Source organism: Bradyrhizobium lablabi (genome assembly GCF_001440475.1).
Lineage (GTDB): Bacteria > Pseudomonadota > Alphaproteobacteria > Rhizobiales > Xanthobacteraceae > Bradyrhizobium > Bradyrhizobium lablabi.
Window position 1 is genome coordinate 251,486 of the sequence record NZ_LLYB01000081.1, and the last position, 22,541, is coordinate 274,026.

Below are 22,541 nucleotides of genomic sequence, written 5' to 3' on the forward strand. Positions count from 1 at the left end.
TTCATGCCGATTTCCCGCCGATCATTGTTGCGTGCCGCAGCGGTCGCGCCCGTATTGGCATTGCCGGCAGCCCTGCGCGCCCAATCGCAGACGACGCTGCGTTTCGTTCCCGTGATCGACCTGGCCTTCGTGGATCCGATCTATGCCACCGCACAAGTCACGCGAAACCACGGCTTCATGGTCTACGATACGCTCTACGGCATGAATTCGGCGCTCGAGGTCTCGCCTCAGATGCTGTCCGGTCATGTCATTTCCCAGGATCAGCGGCAGTGGGATCTCACACTCCGCGATGGCCTGTTCTGGCATGATGGCGAACGCGTGCTGGCGCGCGATTGCGTCGCCAGCATCCGCCGCTGGGCGGTTCGCGACGGGTTTGGGGCCGAGCTGATCGCTGCCACCGACGAGTTGTCGGCGCCCGATGATCGGACCATCCGGTTTCGGCTGAAGCGTCCGTTCCCGTTGCTGCCCCAGGCCCTTGGCAAGGCTGCCGTCCATGCGCCGTTCATGATGCCCGAGCGACTGGCGAGCCAGGATGCTTTCAAGCCGATCACCGAAGTTATCGGCAGCGGTCCCTTCCGCTTTGTCGCAAACGAACGTACGCAGGGCGTGCAAAACGTCTATGCACGATTTGAACGCTATCAGCCCCGTCAGGACGGCAAGCCGGACTGGACCGCCGGCCCGAAGATCGTACACTATGACCGCGTGATCTGGACCACGATGCTAGACGCCGGGACGGCCGCCGCCGCGCTGCAGACCGGTGAGCAGGATTGGCAGGAGACGACGCCGCATGATCTGCTGCCGGTGCTCAAAGCCACAGGCGACATCACGACCCGGGTTCTCGATCCGCGCGGCTACACCTGCATGCTTCGCGTCAACCATCTGCAGCCGCCGTTTGACAATCCCGCCATTCGCCGGGCGCTGCTCGGGGCGATCAACCAGGCCGACTTCATGACGGCGGTCGCGGGCAATGATCCGGCCTATCAGTTCTCGCCGATCGGCTTTTTCGCGCCTGATACGCCGATGGCGAGCGATGTCGGCCTCGATGTCTTTCGCGGGCCGCGCGACACCGCGAAAGTCAAGGCCGAGTTGAAAGCTGCGGGCTATAATGGCGAGAAGGTCGTTCTGCTCGTTCCTACCAACTCCGCCGCCCAAAAGCCGCTCGGCAACGTGGCTGCCGACATGCTGCGGAAAGTCGGCATGAACGTCGAATTCACGGCATTGGACTTCGCAGTCGTGCTGCAACGGCAGCAGAAGAAGGATCCGATCGGCCAGGGCGGCTGGAATGCCGCGGTCGGCAACTGGCAGGGGATCGATTGGCTCAATCCGGCCGCCAACACCAATTTGCGCGGCGAGGGCAACGCGGCGGGCTGGTACACGAGCGAGAAAATGGGGGCGCTGCGAAGCCAGTGGCTGGCAGCTACCACGCTCGCGGAGCAGCAGCGGATCTGTCGCGACGTCCAGGCGCTGGCATTCGAGGAAATTCCGTACTTTCCGATCGGCCAATACAAGCAGCCGACCGCCTATCGCAAGAGTATCACCGGTATCCTCGACGGCACGGCCATCTTCTGGAATGTGCGGCCCGCATGAGTACAACAGCGATTTTCGGCAGCTATGTGTTGTCACGGCGCGATGGCGCGCAGGAGGTGCTACGCGATCATTGGGTGGTGCTTGAGGGCAAGAAAATAGCCGCGGTCACGCGTGACAGGCCTGCCGCCAGCGAGGTGTTCGACAGGCCGGGCCGCTTTGTGCTGCCCGGCCTGATCAACATGCACAACCACTGCTTCAGCGAAGCCGTCGCCCGGACCCATACGGAAGACGGTAACGGCCGCCGGAACAACCAGAGCATCGTCTATACGGTGCTGCTGCCTTTGACCAAGCGCGGCGCCGACATGCTGTCACCGGCGGAACGGCTTGCGATCGCTCGGCTCGGCATACTTCAGTTGCTGAAGGGCGGCGCCACCACGGTGATGGAGCCGTTTCGCAACACCATCCCGGAGATGTTCGACGCTGCGGAGGAGATGGGCATCCGCTTCTATGGCGCTCCTTATCTGTTCTCCACCTCGGATGCCAAGGCCGGCCCGGACGGCGTGGTGCGCTATGCCGGCGACGACGGCCAGGCCGACATGAACACCTGGAATGCACTGTATCAACGTTGGAGCGGACGCGGCGATGGGCGGATCGGCCTTGCGATGAGCCCGCACGCGACCGACACCTGTGGCCCGGATCTCTTGAAGGCGTGTGCGGCCCGCGCGCGCGAACTCGATGTTCCCATCACGACCCATGTCGCCCAGAGCGCGGCCGAGGTGGCAACGATCGGCAGCCGCTATGGTGGCCGCACGCCGGCCGAATATCTCGACTGGCTGGGCCTGCTCGCACCGGACCTTCTGGCCGCGCACTGTATTGCAAGCTCCGACAGCGATTTGAAGCTGATGGCGGCGCGAGGTGCGACGGTGCTGAACTGTCCGCGCGTATTTGCGCGCTCGGGTGTCACAGCCGCCTTCAGCCGGTTTGCGGCGCACGGCGTCAGGACCGTGGTCGCAACCGACGGCTACAACATGGATCTGCTCGGCGAACTGAATGCTGCGTCGATGATCTCGAAGATCGCATCCGCCCGGGCGGAAGTTGCAAGCGCGCCGGAACTGATCGAGTCGGTCACCGCCACCACGGCTTCATTACTCAAGCGGCCGGACCTCGGGGTGATTGTCCCGGGGGCAACCGCCGACCTTACCGTCGTCGACCTGACCCATCCGCACCTGCAACCGTTGTTCGATCCGAGGCGCGGCCTGGTCGCGCTCGCGAACCGCGCCAATGTCGATCAGGTCGTCGTCGATGGACGCGTGCTGATCGATGCCGGCCAGTATGTCCATCGCGATGAGACCGCCATCACTTCAGCAGCAACAGCGGCAATCGGCAAGATCTGGGATTTGCCGGAAGCCCAGGCAGCCTTCAATGGCTGAAGACTCGCTCGTGTGCCCGTATCTGTACGCTAGGAGATGACATTGCCGTTCGATCTGGTTCTCCGAGGCGGACGGGTGATCGACCCTTCGCAGAAGCTCGACGCCGTGACGGATGTCGCCTTCGCCGGCGGCAAGGTAGCCATGATCGGGAAGGAGCTGAAGGTCGATGCCGGAACCGACGTGCGGGACGTGTCGGGCTACATCGTCACGCCGGGTCTTATCGATTTGCACACCCACGTCTATTGGGGCGGCACCTCGCTCGGCATCGATGCCGAAGAATTCTGCCGCACCTCCGGCGTCACCACGGCGGTCGACACCGGCAGCGCCGGCCCCGGTAACTTCGTCGGCTTCCGCAAGCATGTGATCGAGCCGAGCCAGGTCCGCATTCTCGCCTATCTGCATGTCTCGCATGCCGGCATCTACGGCTTCTCGCACCGCGTCATGGTCGGCGAGAGCGAGGAGATGCGGCTGATGAACCCGATCGATGCCGTCGCGGTGGCTGAGGCCAACCGCGACCTCATCGTCGGCATCAAGGTGCGGGTGGGGCTCCACGCCTCGGGCACCTCGGGGATCGCGCCGCTTGATATCGCGCTCGAGGTCGCCGGGCAGGTCGGCATGCCGCTGATGGCGCATATCGATCACCCGCCGCCGAGCTACGAGGAGGTGGTCGCGCGGCTGCGCCCCGGCGACGTTCTCACCCATGCGTTCCGGCCGTTTCCCAACACGGCGACGACCGCCCAGGGCACGGTGAAAAAGGTGGTGCTGGACGCGCGCGAACGCGGCGTGCTGTTCGATATCGGCCACGGCAAGGGCTCGTTTGCTTTCAGGACCGCGCGGGCGATGCTCGCCAATGGATTCTATCCGGACACCATCTCCTCCGACGTCCATGCCCTCTGCATCGACGGCCCGGCCTTCGATCAGGTGACGACCATGTCCAAGTTCCTGTGTATGGGCATGCCGCTGCCCGACGTGATCGCGGCTTCGACGGTCAACGCGGCGATGGCGCTGCGGCGTCCCGAACTCGGCAGTCTCAAGCCGGGCAGCGTTGGCGACGCCAGCCTGATCTCGATCGCGCAAGGCCAGCACGACTACGTCGATGCCGTCGGCGAGCACCTGATCGGCGACCGCAAGATTGTGTCCGAAGGCGTCGTGATTGGCGGCCGTTGGTGGCACCCGAAACCATCGTCGAAATTCAAGCAGATCGTGGGCTAACCCGATGTCATTGCTCAACAATGTTCCCTCGTTCGTAGCCGACGATCTCGGCGCAGCGAGCAGGGCGCTGGCATACCGCTTGCAAGCACAAGGAGGCTGATCGCTATCGGTTTGACTGCTCCCTTTCGCCTCAATCGGGGTTGAAGCTTCGGCGGAAGAACTGAGCGTAACCGCCTTAACAAGTTCGAGACTGGGAGAGCTCTATGGATCGCAGGACTCTTTTGAAAGCCATCGCCGGTGCAGGGAGCCTGGCGGCGACGGGCGGCCTTTCGATGCCGGCCCTTTCGCAAGGCGCCGCGGCGCGTACCCTGCGCTTCGTGCCGCAGGCCAACCTCGCGAATTTCGATCCGGTGTGGGGTACCCAGTATGTCGTGCGCAACGCGGCGGCGATGGTGTGGGATACCCTCTACGGCCTCGACGCCACGCTGCAGCCGCAGCGCCAGATGGTCGAGTCCGAGGAAGTGACCGACGACGGTCTGACCTGGACCTTCCGCCTGCGGCCGGGACTGAAATTCCATGACGGCGAGCCGGTATTAGCCAAGGACGTGGTGGCGAGCCTGGCGCGCTGGTCGGTTCGCGATCCCATGGGTCAGATGATCAAGGCGATCCAGAACGAGCTGACCGCCGTCGACGACAAGACCTTCAAATGGGTGCTGAAGCAGCCTTATCCGAAGATGATGCTGGCATTGGGCAAGAACAGCACGCCCTGCGCCTTCATCATGCCGGAGCGCATGGCGCAGACCGATCCGTTCAAGCAGATCACCGAATATGTCGGCTCGGGCCCGATGAAGTTCGCGAAGGGCGAGTGGGTGCCCGGCGCCAAGGCGGTGTTCGAGAAATTTTCCGATTACGTGCCGCGACGGGAGAAGGCGTCCTGGCTCGCCGGCGGCAAGCAGATGCTGATCGACCGGGTAGAGTGGGTGGTGATCCCCGATCCTGCCACGGCGGCCGCTGCACTGCAGAACGGCGAGATCGATTGGTGGGAAAATCCGATTCCCGATCTCGTGCCGGTGCTCAGGAAGAACCGCAACATCAGCGTCGATATCGCCGATCCGCTCGGCAATATCGGTGCCTTCAGGATGAACCACCTCCATCCGCCCTTCAACGACGTGAAGGCGCGACGTGCAGTGCTCACGGCGCTGAGTCAGGAAGACTATATGCGGGCGCTGGTCGGAGACGATAACGCGCTCTGGAAGCCGCTGCCCGGCTTCTTCACGCCCGATACGCCGCTCTACACGGAAGAGGGCGGCGAGATCCTGAAGGGCAAGCGCGATGTTGCAGCCGCCAAGAAGCTGTTGGCCGAGAGCGGCTATACGAACCAGCCGGTTACCTGCGTCGTGGCACAGGATCAGCCTATCACCAAGGCGCAGGGCGATGTCACGGCCGATCTGCTGAAGAAGATCGGCATGAATGTCGATTTCGTCGCGACCGATTGGGGCACGGTCGGTTCGCGCCGCGCCCAGAAGACGCCGCCGGGGCAGGGAGGTTGGCAGATGTTCCACACCTGGCACGCCGGCGCGGACTGCATCAGTCCTGCCGCCTACAACGCCATCCGCGGCAACGGCGACAAGGCGTGGTTCGGCTGGCCGACCAGCGAGACCGTGGAGAAGGAAGTTACGGCATGGTTCGACGCCAAAAATATCGATGAGGAGAAGGCGGCGGTCAAACGCCTCAACAAGGCCGCGCTCGAAGACGTCATCTATGCACCGACTGGCTTCTTCCTAAGCTACACCGCGTGGCGCAAGAACATCTCCGGTGTGACGAAGGGGCCGCTGCCCTTCTTCTGGGGCGTGTCGAAGACGGCGTGACGATGCGGTGAACCATCATGGTCTCGTATATCTTCCGGCGCATTCTCTCGACCATGCCCGTAATGGCGATCGTCGCGCTGTTCGTCTTCAGCCTGCTCTATATCGCGCCGGGCGATCCGGCGGCGGTGATCGCGGGCGACCAGGCGAGCCCCGCCGACGTGGAGCGCATTCGCCAGGCCCTCGGTCTCGACCGGCCGTTTCTGGTCCAGTTCGGGGATTGGGTCTGGCGTATTCTGCACGGCGATCTCGGCACCTCGATTTTCACCAACCTGCCGGTCAGTTCGCTGATCGCGCAGCGCTTGGAACCGACGCTCTCGCTGATGGCGATTACCCTCGTCCTCACGATTCTGGTCGCAGTGCCGCTCGGCGTGGTGGCGGCGTGGAAGGCGGGAAGTCTGGTGGATCGCACCATCATGGCGTTCGCCGTGTTCGGCTTCTCGCTTCCCGTCTTCGTGGTCGGATACGTCCTCGCCTATCTGTTCGCGCTGCAGTTCGATTGGCTTCCCGTGCAGGGCTACACGCCGCTGGTCGAAGGCCTCTGGCCATGGCTGGAGCACCTGATCCTGCCGGCGTTGGCGCTCGGCTGCGTCTACATCGCGCTGATTGCTCGGATTACCCGGGCCGCGATGCTGGAGGTGCTGCAGCAGGATTATGTCCGCACCGCCCGCGCCAAGGGCCTGGGGCAGGGCAGCATCCTGTTCGTCCATGCGCTGAAGAACGCCGCCGTTCCGATCGTCACGGTGATCGGCATCGGCATCGCGCTGCTGATTGGCGGCGCGGTGGTGACCGAAAGCGTGTTCGCCATCCCGGGTCTTGGCCGGCTGACGATCGATGCGATCCTGCGGCGCGATTATCCGGTCATCCAGGGCATCGTCCTGTTGTTCAGCTTTCTCTATGTGCTGGTCAATCTGATGGTTGACGTCACCTACACCCTGGTTGACCCGAGGATCCGCTATTGACCGTTTCGACCACCAATACTGTGCCGGTGCCGCCGGGCCTCGTCATCGCGCCGCAACTGCCGGATCTGCTGGCCACCGTGGAGATCCGGCGTGGCGTCCTCGGCTTTCTGCGGAATCATCCGGTCGTCGCGATCGGCGGCGCCTTGCTGCTTTGCCTCGTGTTGATCGGCATCTTCGCGCCCTATCTCGGGACGGTCGACCCGACCGCGCTCGCACCCGCCAAGCGAACGCGCGCACCTTCGGCGGACTTCTGGTTCGGCACCGATGCGCTCGGCCGCGACATCTATTCACGCGTGCTCTACGGGGCGCGGGTCTCGCTCACCGTGGGCCTGTCGGTGGCGTTGCTCGCCTCACTCGCGGGTCTTGCCATCGGCTTGGTGGCCGGTTTCGTGCGATGGGCGGACGGCATCCTGATGCGGTTCATGGACGGGTTGATGTCGATCCCGCCGATCCTGCTTGCGGTCGCACTGATGGCGCTGACACGCGGCAGCGTCGGAAACGTCATCCTGGCCATCACTGTCGCCGAAGTCCCGCGCGTGACGCGCCTAGTGCGCGGCGTCGTGCTGTCGCTGCGCGAGCAGCCCTATGTGGACGCGGCCATCGCCTCCGGCACGCGAACGCCGATGATCATCCTGCGCCACATCCTGCCCAACACGCTGGCGCCGATGCTGGTTCAGGCAACCTATATCTGCGCCAGCGCCATGATCGTGGAGTCCATCCTCTCTTTCATCGGCGCCGGCACGCCGCCCACCATTCCCTCCTGGGGCAACATCATGGCCGAGGGCAGGGCGCTGTGGCAGGTAAAGCCCTTCATCGTGTTCTTTCCCGCCGCCTTCCTTTCCGTGACCGTGCTGGCCGTCAACCTGGTTGGTGACGGTCTGCGCGACGCGCTCGATCCACGAATGGCCAAGGGCCTGTAGATGGCGTTGCTCGAAGTCCAGAATCTGCAGACTCATTTTCGTACCCCCGAAGGTATCAACCGTGCCGTCGACGGCGTCTCCTTCCATGTCGACGAAGGGGAGACGCTCGCCATCGTCGGGGAGTCCGGCTGCGGCAAGTCGGTCACGTCGATGTCGCTCATGCGGCTCATCCCGGAACCTCCAGGCAAGATAGCGGGCTCGATCCGCTTCCAGGACAAGGATCTGCTGCAGCTCTCCGAGCACGAGATGCGTGCCATTCGCGGCAACGACATTTCGATGATCTTTCAGGAGCCGATGACGAGCCTCAATCCGGTGCTGACCGTCGGCCGCCAGATCGGCGAGACGCTGCGCATGCATCAGGGGCTGGACAAGCAGGCGGCATTGGCGCGCGCCATCGAGATGCTGACGCTGGTCGGCATTCCGGAGCCGGCGCGTCGCGTGCGCGAATATCCGCATCAGCTCTCCGGCGGCATGCGCCAGCGCGTGATGATCGCGATGGCGCTTGCCTGCAACCCAAAACTCCTGATCGCCGACGAGCCGACCACGGCGCTGGACGTAACCATCCAGGCGCAGATCCTGCGCCTGATGCTGGACCTCAAGCGCCGCGTCGGGGCGGCAATCGTTCTGATCACCCATGATCTCGGCGTCGTCGCCGAAATCGCCGAGCGCGTCATGGTCATGTATGCCGGCCGCAAGGTTGAGGAGGCGCCGGTGGCCGAGCTGTTCCGCTCGCCCCGTCACCCCTATACGCAGGGCCTGCTGGGCGCGGTGCCCAAGCTCGGTTCGTCGCTCAGCGGCGCGGCGAGACGCCTCGCCGAGATCCCGGGCCAGGTGCCCAGCCTCAAGAAGCGGATCGACGGCTGCGTTTTCGCAGGACGATGTGCCTTGGCTACCGATCTCTGTCGTGAGGTCGCGCCGGGTCTCGAACAGAAGGCTCCCCGCCACATCGTTGCCTGCCATTACGCGCCGAGGGGGGCTGCCGCCGCATGAGCGCCCCGCTGCTGCAGGTCAACGACCTCAAGAAGCATTTTCCGGTTCGTGGCGGCCTGTTCAGCCGCAAGTCGAACTGGGTTTACGCCGTGGACGGTGTATCCTTCGAAGTCGAACGCGGCGAGACCCTGTCGCTGGTCGGCGAGTCCGGCTGCGGCAAGTCGACGGTGGGGCGCGCTATCCTGCGCCTGTTCGATATCACCGCCGGCCAGGTGGTGCTGGATGGCCAGCGTATCGACGGTCTTTCACCACGCAATCTGCTTGGCATGCGCCGCCGCGTGCAGGTCGTGTTCCAGGATCCGTTCTCCAGCCTCAATCCGCGCATGCGGGTGCGCGATATCCTGGCCGAGCCGATCCGGAATTTTGGTCTCGCCAAATCGTCCGCCGAGCTCGAGGCGCGTGTGTTGGCGTTGATGGACACCGTGCGCCTGCCGCGCGATGTGCTGGATCGCCGGCCTCACGAATTCTCCGGCGGTCAGCGCCAGCGCATCGGCATCGCCCGCGCACTGGCCGCGGAACCCGAACTGATCGTCTGCGACGAGGCGGTCTCCGCGCTCGACGTTTCGGTCAAGGCGCAGATCGTCAACCTGCTGCAGGATCTGCAGCGCGAGTTCGGCCTCGCGCTGCTGTTCATCAGCCACGACCTGGCGATCGTCGAGCACATGACGCACCGCGTCGCCGTCATGTATCTCGGCAAGATCGTCGAGATGGCGCCGAAGCAGACAATCTTCAGCGCACCGAAGCATCCCTATACCAGAGCCCTGCTGTCGGCCGTACCGGTGCCGGAGCCTGGCGCTACACGCAGCCCGACAGTTCTGAAGGGCGACGTGCCGAGCCCGATCAATCCACCCAGCGGATGCCGCTTCCACACCAGGTGCCCGTTCGTGTTCGATCGCTGCCGGACGGAAGAACCGGAATTTCGGTTGGCCGGAGATGGAGAGTGGGTGGCGTGTCATCTCGACGCGCTGCCGGAACTGCCGGGTCCACCTGGTGATCCGCGGCCGGTGCCGCCGAATTCGACACCGGTCGAATGAGGACTGCATGCAGAGCAGACATGCATCATGCTCCGGATCATCTCCGGAATTGACTCCGGTGAAGCGGAAATTCCTAATGATCAATCCCGAGTAAGACCAGAACTGAGAAAGTCGCCAAATCCCAGGTTGTATCGTTCGCGTGCGGCGCAGCCTTCACTCAAGAGCCTTCGGGGAATTATTTCATGCGCGTCGTCAATGTTGCCGCGGCCCAGTTGGGTCCAATCCAGAAAGCCGAGAGCCGACAGGCGGTCGTCAAGCGGATGATCGACCTGATGGACGAGGCCAAGGCCAAGGGAGCCGACCTGATCGTCTATCCGGAGCTGGCGCTTACGACATTCTTTCCGCGCTGGTACATGGAGGATCAGGCCGAGGTCGATGCCTGGTTCGAGCGCGAGATGCCGAATGCAGCGACGATGCCGCTGTTCGAACGCGCCGCGCGGCATCAGATGGCGATGAATTTCGGCTATGCGGAGATGACGCCCGACGGGCATCATTTCAACACCTGCATCCTCACCGACAAATCAGGCAAGATCGTTGGCAAATACCGCAAGGTTCACCTGCCGGGCCATGCGGAGTTCGACACCAAGCGCGCCTTTCAGCATCTGGAGAAGCGCTACTTCGAGCCCGGCGACCTCGGCTTCAACGTGTGGCGGGCGCTGGGCGGCATCTTTGGCATGGCGATCTGCAATGACCGGCGCTGGCCGGAGACCTATCGCGTCATGGGCCTGCAGGGCGTCGAGATGGTGCTGATCGGCTACAACACGCCCTCCGTCAATGCGGAGAAGAGCGAGGAGGGGCCCGAGAAGCGGCTGTTCCATAATCGTCTCTCGGTGCAGGCCGGCGCGTATCAGAATTCGACATGGGTCGTGTGCGTTGCCAAGGCCGGCGTCGAGGACGGTCATCCATTGATTGGCGGCAGCCTCATCGTCAATCCCGATGGCGAGATCGTCGCCGAGGCCAAAACCGAAGGGGACGAACTGCTGGTGCATCCTTGCGATCTCGATGCGACCACCTTCGGCAAGGAAACCATCTTCAACTTTGCGCAGCATCGCCGCATCGAGCACTATGGCCTGATCTCTAGCCGCACCGGTGCGGTGCCGCCGCCGGAAACGTGAGAAGCGTGGCAGGCACAGATATGTCCGGCATCTCCTTCCGCGACCTCGCCCCGCACGATCGCTACAAGCTGCTCTGCGGCGTGGTCGTGCCGCGGCCGATTGCGCTGGTCACGACGCTGGACGAGAATGGCACGGTCAACGCCGCGCCTTTCAGCTTCTTCAACGTCTTCTCCGAAGATCCGCCGCTGGTCGTGCTCGGATTGCAGCACAAGCCGGATCACAGTCCCAAGGACACCACGCGCAACATCCGTCGCAACGGCGAATTTGTCGTTCACATGGTGGATGAGGCGCTGTCGAGCGCGATGAATGCCTGTGCCGTCGACTTCCCGTCCGGCGACAGCGAGGTGGCGGCGACCGGGCTGGCTACGCTAGCTTCGGTCGATGTCAGGGTGCCGCGGCTGGCTGCGGCACCCTTTGCGCTCGAATGCCGGCGCGAGGTCGTGCTCACCTTTTCGCCCGACCGCGAGCTTCTGGTCGGCGAAGTGCTGCGGCTTCACGCCCGCGACGGATTGGTCGACGAGGCCAACATGTATATCGATCTCGAGACCTACCGGCCGATCGGCCGCCTGTTCGGCAATCTCTACGCCACCCAGCGCGATACGTTCGCGATGGCGCGCGAGAGCCATGCGCAATGGCTGGCGCGAAACGATGTGGCAATGGAAGACCGGATGAGGGAAGCCTAGTGACGCGAGAACTGTACCACACCCAGGGCCATCGCCACCGCGGCCTGCGTCGGGTCGATCACGGGAATGCCGAGCGCATCTTCCAGCGGTTTGCGATGACGCGCCATGCCGGCACAGCCCATCACGATGGCGCCGGCGCCATCCTCGTCCTTCAGCGCGCGCCCCACCTCGATCATCCTGACCAGCGTGCCTTCGCCGGACGCCGTTTCCGCCACGCTCATGTTGAGCGGTCGTTCGGCGGTCAGCCGGTCCATCAATCCCATCTGCCTGAGATAGCGCAGGTGCCGCCGGATCGAACGCTGGGCGATGGCAATGACGCCAAAATTGTCCGCCCGCGCCAGCGCCGTGAGCACGCCGCATTCGGCGATGCCGAACACCGGCCGGTCGGTGCCTTCACGGCAAACATGCAGGCCCGGATCGCTATAGCAGGCAATCACGAAGGCGGCCGAGCTATTGTCGCTCTCGATGAGCCGGCGCAGCGGCATTGTCACGCCATCGACATCGGCCTGACTCTCGATTCCGTAAGGACCCTCGGCCAGCGTCTCGCAAACCAGTTCCGGACCGCTCGCGAAATCGAGCGGCTTCAATGCCTCCTCCAGCCCTTGCGTAACCAGGCGGTTGGAGTTGGGATTGATGACGAGGATGCGCGGCCGGGACATGATGGTTTTCCTGCGAGATCAGACATTGTCGCGAGCTGGAAAGAAGCAACGATCGTGCCGCCAGCGCAAGATCAATTGTTGGACAGCACGGGGAGCGTGGCGCACAGGCTGAACTTCCTTACGGTGCAGACATATCACGGAGTGTTCCATGACTGAACCCGCCTACGACCTCATCATCCGCGGCGGACGCGTCGCGACCGCAACCGACGTCTTCGAGGCTGACGTTGCCATTTCAGGCGAGGCCATCGCCGCGATCGGCCGCGGACTTGGCTCGGCCAAGCGCGAAATCGACGCGCGCGGCAAATTGGTTCTGCCCGGCGGCGTCGATAGCCACGCCCACATCGAGCAATTGTCGGCTGCGGGCATCATGAACGCCGACACGTTCGAAAGCGCCACGGTTTCGGCGGCGTTCGGCGGCACCACCACGGTGATCCCGTTTGCCGCACAGCATGTCGGCATGAAACTGCCGCAGGTGGTGGAGGATTATCATGCGCTCGCCAAAAAGGGCGCGGTGATCGACTACGCCTTTCACATGATCATCGCCGATCCGACCAGGGAAACGCTGGAGGAGCATGTTCCGGCGCTGATCCGGCAGGGGCACGCGTCGATCAAGATCTTCATGACCTACGACCGCCTGAAGGTCGACGACGAGCCGCTGCTCGACATCCTGCTCGCGGCGCGTGAATCCGGGGCTATGTTGTGTGCCCACGCCGAGAACCACGGCATCATCGCCTGGATGGTGAAGCGGCTGCTCGCCCGCGGCTACACCCAGCCGAAGTACCATGCCATCAGCCATGCCCGGATATCGGAAGCGGAGGCTTTCACCCGGCTGATCGGCATGGCGGCCCTGATCGATCAGCCGATCATGATCTTCCATGTCTCGACGGCCGAAGGCGCAAAAGTCATCCGCGACGCCCGGGGGCAGGGCCTGAAGGTTTTTGCGGAAACCTGCCCGCAATATCTGTTTCTCACCGCCGACGATCTCGACAAGCCGGGCGCGGATGGAGCCAAGTGGATGTGCAGTCCGCCGCCGCGTCGCGTTTCCGATCAGGAAGCGCTGTGGCAGGCGCTTGCGCTCGGCGACCTGCAGACGGTTTCGTCCGACCATGCCCCTTATCGCTTCGACGAAACCGGCAAACTGCGCGCCGGCCCCAACCCCAATTTCAAGCAGGTTGCGAACGGGCTTCCGGGACTGCAGGTGCGCCTGCCGCTGCTGTTCGACGCGATGGTGTCGAAGGGGCGTCTGGGACTGGAAAAATTCGTGGAGTTGACCGCAACGGCGCCGGCCAAGATCTACAATCTGCATCCACGCAAGGGCTCGATTGCCGTCGGCGCCGATGCCGACATCGCGATCTGGGATCCGCAACGCGAAGTGACGCTGCAGGACGAGATGATGCAGGATCTGACCGGCTATACGCCTTTCGCCGGCCGCAAGCTGCGCGGCTGGCCGGTCACCGTGCTCTCGCGCGGACGCGTTATTGTCGCTGACGGCAAGCGTTCGGTGGAAGCCGGCTCCGGCCGCTTCCTTGCACGCAGCGGCGGCGAGGCGGCGAAGCCGACCGGCCGGCTCGTGGCCGACATGGACCCGTCGCAGAATTTCGGTGCGAAACTGCTGTGAGCGCGGACCCAAACCGATGAAGGTCGTCATCTTCGGCGGTACCGGTTTTATCGGCCTGAATCTGGCGGCGACGCTGCTCGCGCGTGGCCATCACGTGACGCTGTACGACCGCAAGCAACTGCCGTCGGGCGCGCTGCGATCCTTGGCTGATTATGGGGAACGGCTCAAGGTTGTTCAGGGCGAGATCACGGATGAGGACAGGATCGAGGCCCTCATCGCCGAAGGCTGCGATGCGATCGTACTTGGGGCCGCGATAACGGCCGGTGAGCACCTTGAAATGACGGCAACGGAGAGCATCCTCCAGATCAACGTGCTGGCACAAATCCCGATCCTGAAGGCGGCGATCCGCTATCGCGTTCGTCGGGTTGTCAATCTTTCTTCGGCGGCCGCCTATGGCAATGCGGGTCAGCGCCATCTTCTGTTGGATGAAGAGACGCCCTGCGAACCGGTTTCGTTTTATGCCCTCAGCAAATTCATCTCAGAGCGTTCGGTAGCACGACACGCCGAACTCTGGGACGGTGATTTCCTCAGCGTGCGGCTGAGCGCCGTGTTTGGTCCCTGGGAGCGGATCGGCAAGGTGCGCGATACGCCGAGCCTGCAATTCCAGATTCTCGCGGAGTTCAGTCGCGGGATGCCGGCGATCCTGCCGGGGCCAGGGGTCAAGGACTGGCTCTATGCTCCCGACGCGGCTGAAGCCGTGGCGCTGCTGCTCGAGGCAGAGCGACCACGACATCGGCTCTACAATATCTCAAGCGGTGCCGCATGGTCGGCACTGCAATGGGGCGAGGCGTTCGCGGCCTTGCATCCCGGCTTGCAGTGCCGGCTGGCGGCACCTGGAGAGAAAACCCTGATCAAGCTGCACGGGTCCGATCGTGCGCCGCTTTCGGTCGAGCGCATGGCGCAGGAGTTCGGCTGGCGCGCGCGGTTTGGCTGTGCCGAGTCCGCTGCCGATTTGAGCGCCTGGTGGACGCAGCATCGGGAAGGGATGTGACATGCGACTGGAAGGGCGGACCGCGGTCATTACAGGAGCAGGTTCCGGCATCGGCCGCGCCAGCGCGCTGTTGTTTGCGACAAACGGCGCCCATGTCGTTCTGGCCGATCGCGATGCCGCCGGCCTGCGGGAGACGATGGCGGGTATTCGCGAGGTGAGCGGTGGGGGGTCGACGCATGTCGGCGATGTCGGCGACGCCGACTTCGCGAATGCGGTGGTTGCCGGCATCGTGGCGCAGCACGGCAGGCTCGATGTGTTGATGACCGCCGCCGGCTTTTCCTGCGGCGGTACGGTGCTGACGACCGATCCTGCCGACTGGGATGCGGTGTTCCGCACTAATGTCGGCGGCACATGGCTGTGGTCGCGCGCCGCCGTGCCGCAGATGCAGCGGCAGGGCAGGGGTTCGATTATCACGCTGGCGTCGCAACTCGCCATTGCCGGCGGCAGGGGCAACAGCGCCTATATCGCCGCCAAGGGTGCGATCATCAGCCTGACGCGAACGATGGCGCTGGACTTCGCGGATGATGGCATTCGCGTCAACGCCATTGCGCCCGGCGCCATCGACACGCCGATGCTCCGCCGCAGCTTCGCCCGTCATGCGGATCCGGAGCCTGTGCGTGAAGCGTCCCGAAACCGCCACGCCATGAAACGGTTTGGCAGAGCGGAGGAGGTTGCTGAAACGGCCTTGCATCTTGCCAGCGACGCGTCCTCGTTCACAACCGGCACCGTGATGGTGGTCGATGGCGGATGGCTGGCAGCATGAGCGGCGCGCTTACAGCATTGGAAGCACAAGTTCGTGCCGATCTTGCCAGGACCGCACATCCAAAATCGGCGTGGCTCCGCGCGAGGTCCGGGCCGGGCGGCAAGCCGGCGCTGGACGTTCTCATCGTCGGCGCCGGCCAGTCCGGCATCGCGACCGGCTTCGGATTGATGCGGTCGCAGGTCACCAACATCCTGGTGTTGGACAAGGCGGAAGAGGGACGGGAAGGCCCGTGGCTCACCTATGCCCGCATGCCGACGCTGCGCAGCCCGAAGGATTACACCGGCCCCGATCTCGATGTGCCGAGCCTGACCTACCAGTCCTGGCACGAGGCCCGCTTTGGCAGCGAAGACTGGCAAGATCTTGATCTGATCCCGCGTGGCCTCTGGGCCGAGTATCTGCTCTGGCTCCGACGCGTGGTGGAAGTGCCGGTGCGCAATGGCTGCGAGCTGTTGGAAATTGCGCCGGCCGCCGGCGGGCTGCTTGCTGCCATGGTGAAGAGCGCGGGCGGTGTTGAAACGCTTTATGCGCGCAAGATCGTTCTGGCGACCGGCCAGGAAGGCATGGGCAACTGGATGGTGCCAGAGCCGCTGCGCCGTCTGCCGTCCACCTTTGTCGCGAATACGGCCGACGACATCGATTTCGCGGCGTTGCGTGGCAAGCAGGTTGTGGTGATCGGCGCCGGTGCATCCGCGTTCGACAATGCGGCGACGGCGCTCGAAGCAGGTGCGAGTGAGGTGCGTTTGCTGTGCCGCCGCGCGGAAATTCAGTTGATCCAGCCCTACCGCTGGCTCACCTTTCGCGGCTTCCTGCGCCATCTCTGCGACCTCGATGACGCCTGGCGATGGCGCTTCATGCGCGCCATTCTGGAAATGCGCGAGGGATTTCCGCAGGCGACCTATGACCGCTGCGCGCGCCACGCCAATTTCTCGCTGCATGAAGGTGCCCCGGTCGAGGCTGCGCGTGAGGTCGGCAGCAGGGTTGAACTGCGCACACCGCGCGGCAACTTCACCGCGGATTTCATCATCTGCGCCACCGGCATCGACATGAATTTTGCCGGCCGGCCGGAGTTGAACAAGTTTGCCGGCAACATCGCGACCTGGGCCGATCGCTACCAGCCACCGCCGGAGGAGCGCAGCGCCAGTCTCGGCCGCTTTCCCTACCTCGCCGATGACTATGCATTTGCAGAGCGTGTTCCGGGCGAGACGCCCTGGATCTCCGACATCCATTTGTTCGCCATCGCTTCCACGATGAGCTTTGGTCCCTCGGGATCGTCGATCAACGCGATGACCACGGCGGTACCCAAGCTGGTGCACGGCCTGACGCGCGGACTGTTTCGCGCTGATATCGAGCAGTACTGGGCTGCGTTCAACGCATATGATGTGCCGCAGGCGGTTGTCGCCCGGCAGACGGAAATTGCAGGAAAAGCGGGATGATCGCGAATATGATGGAGCCGATTTGCCGCGCTGGTTTAGGCCGTTATTCGGCGACATTGGCGCATTACTTGCTTGGATTTTAGCGGCTTCTCTCAGGTGTTCTGGTTGAAATTCAAGGGAAAAAAAGCATGCAACCCACCTCCTTCAAAACGATGTTTCGCGCAACCGCTGTCCTGGCGCTGTTGCTCGCCGCCACCGGGCCCTTGCAGGCGCAAACCCGGGCCGAGACGCTGCGCTACGTGACGGGGGCGTCGGTCAATACGCTCGATCCCAACATTCCCGGGGCCACCCGCGAGTCTTTTGCGCTCAGTCTCAGCACCTACGACCGGCTGGTCTCCTTCGGCCGCAAACAGCTCAACGGCAAATGGGTGTTTGATCTCGACAAGATCACGGGGGAATTGGCGGAATCCTTCGACGTCAGTCCGGACGGGCTGAAGATTACCTTCCGCCTGCGCAAGGACGCCAAGTTTCAGGACGGCTCGCCGGTGACCGCCGAGGATGTCAAATGGTCGCTAGATCGCGCCGTTACCGCACCGGTCCTTGGCAAGAACCAGTTGCTCACAGGCTCCTTGACGTCAGCCGACCAGTTCAAGGTGATCGATCCGCACACCTTCGAGGTGACACTGCCAAAGCCCGACAAGCTCGCGTTGCCAAATCTCGCCGTCGTCTATCCGATCATCATCAATTCAAAACTCGCGAAGGCGCATGCGACGGCAGAAGATCCATGGGCGCTGGCCTGGTTGAAGGAGAATACGGCCGGCAGCGGCGCCTATGTGATCGAGAGCTTCAAGCCGGGCGAGCAGGTGATCGTCAAGCGCAACGAGGCCTGGAACCGTGGCACGACCGACAAGGCGGCGTTCTTCAAACGGATCATCATACAGTCGGTGCCGGAGCCGGCAACGCGCGCCAATCTGGTCGAGCGTGGCGATGCCGATCTCGTCATCGATCTGCAGGCCAGCGACGTGCAATCGCTCGAGGCCAAGGCCAAGCTCAAGGTGATCTCGACCCCGCAATACAATGCCGTCACCTTTGTTTCGATGAACAACCAGATCCCGCCGTTCGACAACGTCAACGTACGCCGCGCCGTTGCCTTTGCGCTGCCGTATGACGACATGTTCAAGGCCGCGTTGTTTGGCCGCGGTGCGCCATTGTTCGGCGCAACCTGGGAGGCCGGCAAACCGCCCAATGGCGGCTATCCGATCCCGCAGCCGGTCAAGGTCGACCTCGACAAGGCCAGGGAATATCTGAAAGCCGCAGGCCTTCCGGAGGGATTTGCGACGACGTTCAGTTTCAATGTCGGTCAGGCTTCGACCGCCGAACCGATGGCGGCGCTGGTGAAGGAATCGCTCGCCAAGATCGGTATCAAGGTCGATATCCAGAAGCTGCCGGATGCGCAGATGTCGACGCAGATCAACGAGAAGAAGCTTCCCTTCTTCACCGAGGGCATCGTAGCCTGGCTGCCCTCGACCGATTATTTCTACCGCAACTTCTACATTGGCAACCAGCGCTGGAACTACAGTTCGATCAACAATCCCGAACTGACGGCAATTGCGCAGGAAGCCCGTTTCGAGCCCGACAAGGCCAAGTATGAGGAAGCCGGCCTGAAGCTCAATGCGATCCATTTCAGCGAGATGCCGCAGATCCCGCTGTGGCAGCCTAACCAGGACGCGGTCATGGCGCCATCGCTGGAAGGCTACACCTACCAGTTCCACCGTCAGGTCGATTATCGCGACCTCAGCCGCAAATGAACTAACAAAGTGAAATAGCAGCACGTGAATCAGCAGCAGGTGATCGGCCGGACCGTCAGGGGCACCTTGGGCGCGACGATGGCGCGGGCAGGGAGGCGCTTCCTGTCCTCGCTGCCGGCGCTCTTCGGCGTGCTGGTCTTCACCTTCCTGCTGATGCGGGTGCTGCCTGGCGATCCCGCGGTTTTCTTCGCCTCCGGCCCGAACGCCAGCAAGGAGGACGTCGAGCTCATCCGCAAGCAGATGGGTCTCGACAAATCCATGCCGGAGCAACTGGCGCTTTATCTCTACGACGTCGGTCGCGGCAATCTCGGCCGCTCGATGATGACCGGCCAATCGGTGACAAAGGATTTGCGCGAGCGCTTGCCGGCATCGCTGGAGCTCACCTTCACCGCGCTCCTGATCGCGCTGGTGTCGGCGATACCGCTTGGCGTGCTGGCGGCGCTGAAACCGGGCTCCATCATCGACCATGGCGTGCGATTGTTTTGCGCACTCGGCGTTTGCGTGCCGACCTTCGTGTCGGGGCTGCTATTGATCTACGTGTTCTATTACCTGCTCGGCCTTGCGCCCGATCCAACCGGCCGGGTCGACGTCTTTACGTCATTGCCGCCGTCGCGAACCGGCTTCCTGATGATCGACTTCCTGCTCGCTGGCGATATCGAAGGTTGGTGGGCGGCGCTGAAGCAGTTGATCTTGCCGGCGATGAGCATGGCGTTGTTCGTGATCGCGCCGCTCGCGCGAATTACTCGTGCGTCGATGCTGGTCTCGCTCGGCAGCGATTTCGTGCGCACGGCGCGTTCGGTCGGGCTTTCCAGGCGGCATGTCGTCGTCACCTATGCGCTGCGCAACGCCATCCTGCCGGTGATCACCATCGCGGGCATCGTGTTCTCGACCATGCTCGGCGCCAATGTGCTGGTGGAGAAGGTCTTCTCCTGGCCCGGGGTGGCATCCTATGCGCTCGATGCGTTGCTCTCGTCCGACTACGCACCCGTGCAGGGGTTTGTGTTGCTGATGGCGAGCCTGTTTGTCCTTGTCAATCTGACCGTCGATGTCTGCTACGGCATCGCCGATCCCAGGGTTTCGATCGAATGACCAGCACCGCACTTCGTCATTCGATCTGGATCCTGCGCGGAAACCCGCTGACCGGCGTCGCCGCAGCCGGCGTCCTGTCGTTGATCTTCATCGCGATCTTTGGGCCGTGGATCGTGCCCTACGATCCGATCGCATCGAACGTATCGCAGGCGCTGTTGCCGCCCAGTGCCGAGCATCTCGCCGGCACCGATCAACTCGGCCGCGACGTCTTCAGCCGCCTGATCGTTGCGGCACGGCTCGATCTCGCCATCGCCGTCTCGGCGGTCAGTCTGTCCTTTGTGCTTGGCGCCGTCGTCGGTTCGTTCTGTGGCTATGCCGCCGGCCGGCTGGACCGCACGGTGGGCCGGTTTGTCGACGTCATGATGGCCTTTCCGCTGTTCGTGCTGGCGATGGCGATGGTCGCAGCCCTCGGCAACCGGGTCGAGAACATCATCATCGCAACCGCCGTCATCAATCTTCCCTTCTACATCCGCTTCGCGCGCGCGGAAGTGAATGTCCGCCGCAATCTCGGTTGGGTGGAAGCGGCGCGTTCCTCCGGTGAAAGCCACATCTCGGTGGTGCTGCGCTTCCTGCTGCCGAACATTCTGCCGGCGATGGCGGTGCAGATGTCGCTCAACCTCGGCTGGGCCATTCTCAACGCCGCCGGACTTTCCTTCATCGGCCTCGGCGTCAAGCCGCCGACACCGGAATGGGGCATCATGGTCGCCGAAGGCGCGCGCTTCATCTCTACCGGCCGATGGTGGCTGGTCGCGTTTCCGGGGCTGGCGCTGATGCTGGCCGTGTTGTGCTTCAACCTGCTTGGCGACGGGATGCGGGATATTCTCGACCCCCGGATGCGGACATGACCCAGCCGCTGCTGAAAATCGACAACCTTCACGTCACGTTCTCGACACGGCGTGGACTTGTCGAGGCGGTCCGTGGGGTGACGCTCGCGGTCGAGCCGGGCGAGATGCTCGGTCTCGTCGGGGAGAGCGGTTCGGGCAAATCCGTGACCGGCTTTGCGACGACACGGTTGCTGGACGCCGCCGGCCGGGTCACCGCGGGCGAGATCCTGTTTCGCGGCCAGGACGTCACGAAACTATCCGGCGACGACCTCCGGCATCTGCACGGCGCCGCCATGTCGATGATCTTCCAGAACCCACGGTCGGCGCTCAATCCGATCCGCGCGGTCGGCCAGCAGATTGCAGACGCGATACTGACCCATAAGCGGATATCGAAGCAGGCAGCCCATGCCGAGGCGCTGGAGCTCTTGCGCGCGGTTCAGATCCGCGATCCCGAACGGCGAATGGCCGCCTATCCGCACGAACTCTCTGGCGGCATGTGTCAGCGCGTGATGATCGCGATTGCGATTTCCTGCAATCCCGCTTTGCTGATCGCCGACGAGCCGACGACCGGCCTCGACGTCACCACGCAGAAGGTAGTGATGGACCTGCTGGCCGATATCGCGGCGGCGCGCGGCATGGCAACGATCCTGATCACGCATGACCTTGGCCTCGCAGCCCGCTATTGCCGCCGCATCGTGGTGATGGAGCGGGGCCGCCTGGTCGAGGAAGCCGCGCCCACCACGCTCTTCAACCATCCGCGGCATCCCTACACCAAGCGTCTGGTCGCCGCATCGCCCACCGCGCATTCACGGATCGAGGATCTGGTGACGGAGGAGGAGCGGGGACCGTACGCCGAAATCGTCAGGAAACCGAAGCTGCCTCAGGCGCCGGGCACGCCGCCGCTCCTCGTCGTGCAAAAGCTTGCCAAGCGTTTTGACCAGGGCGCTGCAGCGGTCGCCGATTTTTCGATGACGATAGCTGCCGGCGAGAGCGTCGGGCTGGTCGGCGAATCCGGATCCGGCAAGAGCACGACGTCGCGCATGATTTGCCGGCTGATCGATCCGAGCGAGGGCGACATCGTGTTCGATGGCCAATCGATCGGCCATGTCCCGTCGCGGGATTTTCACCGCTCGCCGTTCCGCAAAGACATCCAGATGGTCTTTCAGGACCCGAACGAGAGCCTCAACCCGCGCTTTACGGCCCATGACTGTATCGCCCATCCGCTGAAGCGGCTGGTTGGTTTGCGGGAAGGCGACGCCTTGCGGCAGCGCGTGGAAGAATGCGCGCAGCGGGTGGGATTGCCGCTGGATCTGTTGCCGCGTTTCCCGCACCAGCTTTCCGGCGGCCAGAAGGCCCGCGTCGGCATCGCCCGCGCCATCGCCTGCCGGCCGCGTCTGCTGGTGCTGGACGAGCCGACGGCTGCGCTCGACGTCTCCGTGCAGGCGGTGGTGCTGCAACTCCTCGACCGGTTGCGGCGCGAGGACAATCTCGCCTTGCTCTTTGTCAGCCACGACCTGAACGTCGTTCGCATGCTCTGCGAGCGAACGATCGTGCTGCGCAACGGCGTTATCGTTGAGGAGGGAGACAGCCGGGCGCTGTTCGACAATCCGAAGACCGACTACACACGCGAGCTGGTCGAGGCGATCCCCCATATCGAGATCGAAACGAAGCTTGCCGCCGCAGCGCTTTGAGATGGCTTCCGCGTCCAGCCACCTGCGCATCGATCGTCGTACCAGCG

General features: G+C 63.6%; 19 protein-coding genes. 18 read left to right on the forward strand and 1 reads right to left on the reverse strand.

What is annotated here, in order from left to right; all coding sequences use genetic code 11:
* Window positions 1-3: 3 nt before the first annotated feature.
* The 10 genes from CQ14_RS22285 (at window position 4) to CQ14_RS22330 (ending at window position 11,678) form a co-directional block, all read left to right on the forward strand.
* Window positions 4-1,587 carry an ABC transporter substrate-binding protein gene (locus CQ14_RS22285; RefSeq protein WP_057859971.1) on the forward strand — a complete coding sequence of 528 codons (1,584 nt, stop codon included), beginning with the start codon at window positions 4-6 and terminating at the stop codon, window positions 1,585-1,587.
* Window positions 1,584-2,957, forward strand: a complete 1,374-nt coding sequence (locus CQ14_RS22290) for an amidohydrolase family protein (protein ID WP_057859972.1) — start codon at window positions 1,584-1,586, stop codon at window positions 2,955-2,957. The genes CQ14_RS22285 and CQ14_RS22290 overlap by 4 nt, the downstream gene beginning before the upstream one ends.
* 42 nt (window positions 2,958-2,999) lie before the next feature.
* Window positions 3,000-4,169: an amidohydrolase/deacetylase family metallohydrolase gene (locus CQ14_RS22295; protein WP_057860026.1), complete on the forward strand. Its 1,170-nt coding sequence runs from the start codon at window positions 3,000-3,002 to the stop codon at window positions 4,167-4,169.
* A gap of 203 nt (window positions 4,170-4,372) precedes the next feature.
* Entirely contained in the window at window positions 4,373-5,977 is a 1,605-nt protein-coding gene (locus tag CQ14_RS22300) for an ABC transporter substrate-binding protein (RefSeq protein WP_057859973.1), read from the forward strand.
* A 17-nt stretch (window positions 5,978-5,994) separates the two neighbouring features.
* The gene (locus CQ14_RS22305; RefSeq protein WP_057859974.1) at window positions 5,995-6,936 is read left to right on the forward strand and encodes an ABC transporter permease; all 942 of its coding nucleotides are present in this window, start codon (window positions 5,995-5,997) and stop codon (window positions 6,934-6,936) included.
* Window positions 6,933-7,856 (forward strand): ABC transporter permease, encoded by a 924-nt coding sequence (locus CQ14_RS22310; RefSeq protein ID WP_057859975.1) that lies wholly within the window; start codon window positions 6,933-6,935, stop codon window positions 7,854-7,856. The genes CQ14_RS22305 and CQ14_RS22310 overlap by 4 nt, the downstream gene beginning before the upstream one ends.
* A complete protein-coding gene (locus tag CQ14_RS22315; RefSeq protein ID WP_057859976.1) occupies window positions 7,857-8,846 on the forward strand; it encodes an ABC transporter ATP-binding protein in 990 nt (329 codons plus the stop codon).
* A complete protein-coding gene (locus CQ14_RS22320; RefSeq protein ID WP_057859977.1) occupies window positions 8,843-9,880 on the forward strand; it encodes an ABC transporter ATP-binding protein in 1,038 nt (345 codons plus the stop codon). The genes CQ14_RS22315 and CQ14_RS22320 overlap by 4 nt, the downstream gene beginning before the upstream one ends.
* Before the next feature lie 182 nt (window positions 9,881-10,062).
* Window positions 10,063-10,995: an N-carbamoyl-D-amino-acid hydrolase gene (locus tag CQ14_RS22325; protein WP_057859978.1), complete on the forward strand. Its 933-nt coding sequence runs from the start codon at window positions 10,063-10,065 to the stop codon at window positions 10,993-10,995.
* Window positions 10,996-11,015: 20 nt separating this feature from the next.
* Window positions 11,016-11,678 carry a flavin reductase family protein gene (locus tag CQ14_RS22330; protein ID WP_057859979.1) on the forward strand — a complete coding sequence of 221 codons (663 nt, stop codon included), beginning with the start codon at window positions 11,016-11,018 and terminating at the stop codon, window positions 11,676-11,678.
* Here CQ14_RS22330 and CQ14_RS22335 read toward each other — a convergent pair.
* Window positions 11,675-12,337 (reverse strand): aspartate/glutamate racemase family protein, encoded by a 663-nt coding sequence (locus CQ14_RS22335; protein WP_057859980.1) that lies wholly within the window; start codon window positions 12,335-12,337, stop codon window positions 11,675-11,677. The two genes, CQ14_RS22330 and CQ14_RS22335, sit on opposite strands and share 4 nt — an antisense overlap.
* Before the next feature lie 148 nt (window positions 12,338-12,485).
* Here CQ14_RS22335 and hydA point away from each other — a divergent pair, with 148 nt between their 5' ends.
* The 8 genes from hydA to nikE all read left to right on the forward strand — a co-directional run bounded on the left by hydA (window position 12,486) and on the right by nikE (window position 22,494).
* Window positions 12,486-13,955 carry a dihydropyrimidinase gene (gene hydA / locus CQ14_RS22340; RefSeq protein WP_057859981.1) on the forward strand — a complete coding sequence of 490 codons (1,470 nt, stop codon included), beginning with the start codon at window positions 12,486-12,488 and terminating at the stop codon, window positions 13,953-13,955.
* Window positions 13,956-13,971: 16 nt separating this feature from the next.
* A complete protein-coding gene (locus CQ14_RS22345) occupies window positions 13,972-14,946 on the forward strand; it encodes an NAD-dependent epimerase/dehydratase family protein (RefSeq protein WP_057859982.1) in 975 nt (324 codons plus the stop codon).
* Window position 14,947: 1 nt separating this feature from the next.
* Window positions 14,948-15,709: an SDR family oxidoreductase gene (locus tag CQ14_RS22350; RefSeq protein WP_057859983.1), complete on the forward strand. Its 762-nt coding sequence runs from the start codon at window positions 14,948-14,950 to the stop codon at window positions 15,707-15,709.
* Complete coding sequence (locus tag CQ14_RS22355) at window positions 15,706-17,142, forward strand: NAD(P)-binding domain-containing protein (protein WP_057860027.1); 1,437 nt, start codon at window positions 15,706-15,708, stop codon at window positions 17,140-17,142. Before CQ14_RS22350 ends, CQ14_RS22355 begins: the two co-directional genes overlap by 4 nt.
* A gap of 128 nt (window positions 17,143-17,270) precedes the next feature.
* Window positions 17,271-18,890 (forward strand): ABC transporter substrate-binding protein, encoded by a 1,620-nt coding sequence (locus CQ14_RS22360; RefSeq protein WP_057859984.1) that lies wholly within the window; start codon window positions 17,271-17,273, stop codon window positions 18,888-18,890.
* A gap of 78 nt (window positions 18,891-18,968) precedes the next feature.
* The gene (locus CQ14_RS22365; protein WP_057860028.1) at window positions 18,969-19,979 is read left to right on the forward strand and encodes an ABC transporter permease; all 1,011 of its coding nucleotides are present in this window, start codon (window positions 18,969-18,971) and stop codon (window positions 19,977-19,979) included.
* Window positions 19,976-20,824 carry an ABC transporter permease gene (locus CQ14_RS22370; protein ID WP_057859985.1) on the forward strand — a complete coding sequence of 283 codons (849 nt, stop codon included), beginning with the start codon at window positions 19,976-19,978 and terminating at the stop codon, window positions 20,822-20,824. Before CQ14_RS22365 ends, CQ14_RS22370 begins: the two co-directional genes overlap by 4 nt.
* Entirely contained in the window at window positions 20,821-22,494 is a 1,674-nt protein-coding gene (gene nikE / locus CQ14_RS22375) for a nickel ABC transporter ATP-binding protein NikE (RefSeq protein WP_057859986.1), read from the forward strand. Before CQ14_RS22370 ends, nikE begins: the two co-directional genes overlap by 4 nt.
* The last annotated feature ends 47 nt before the right edge of the window (window positions 22,495-22,541 follow it).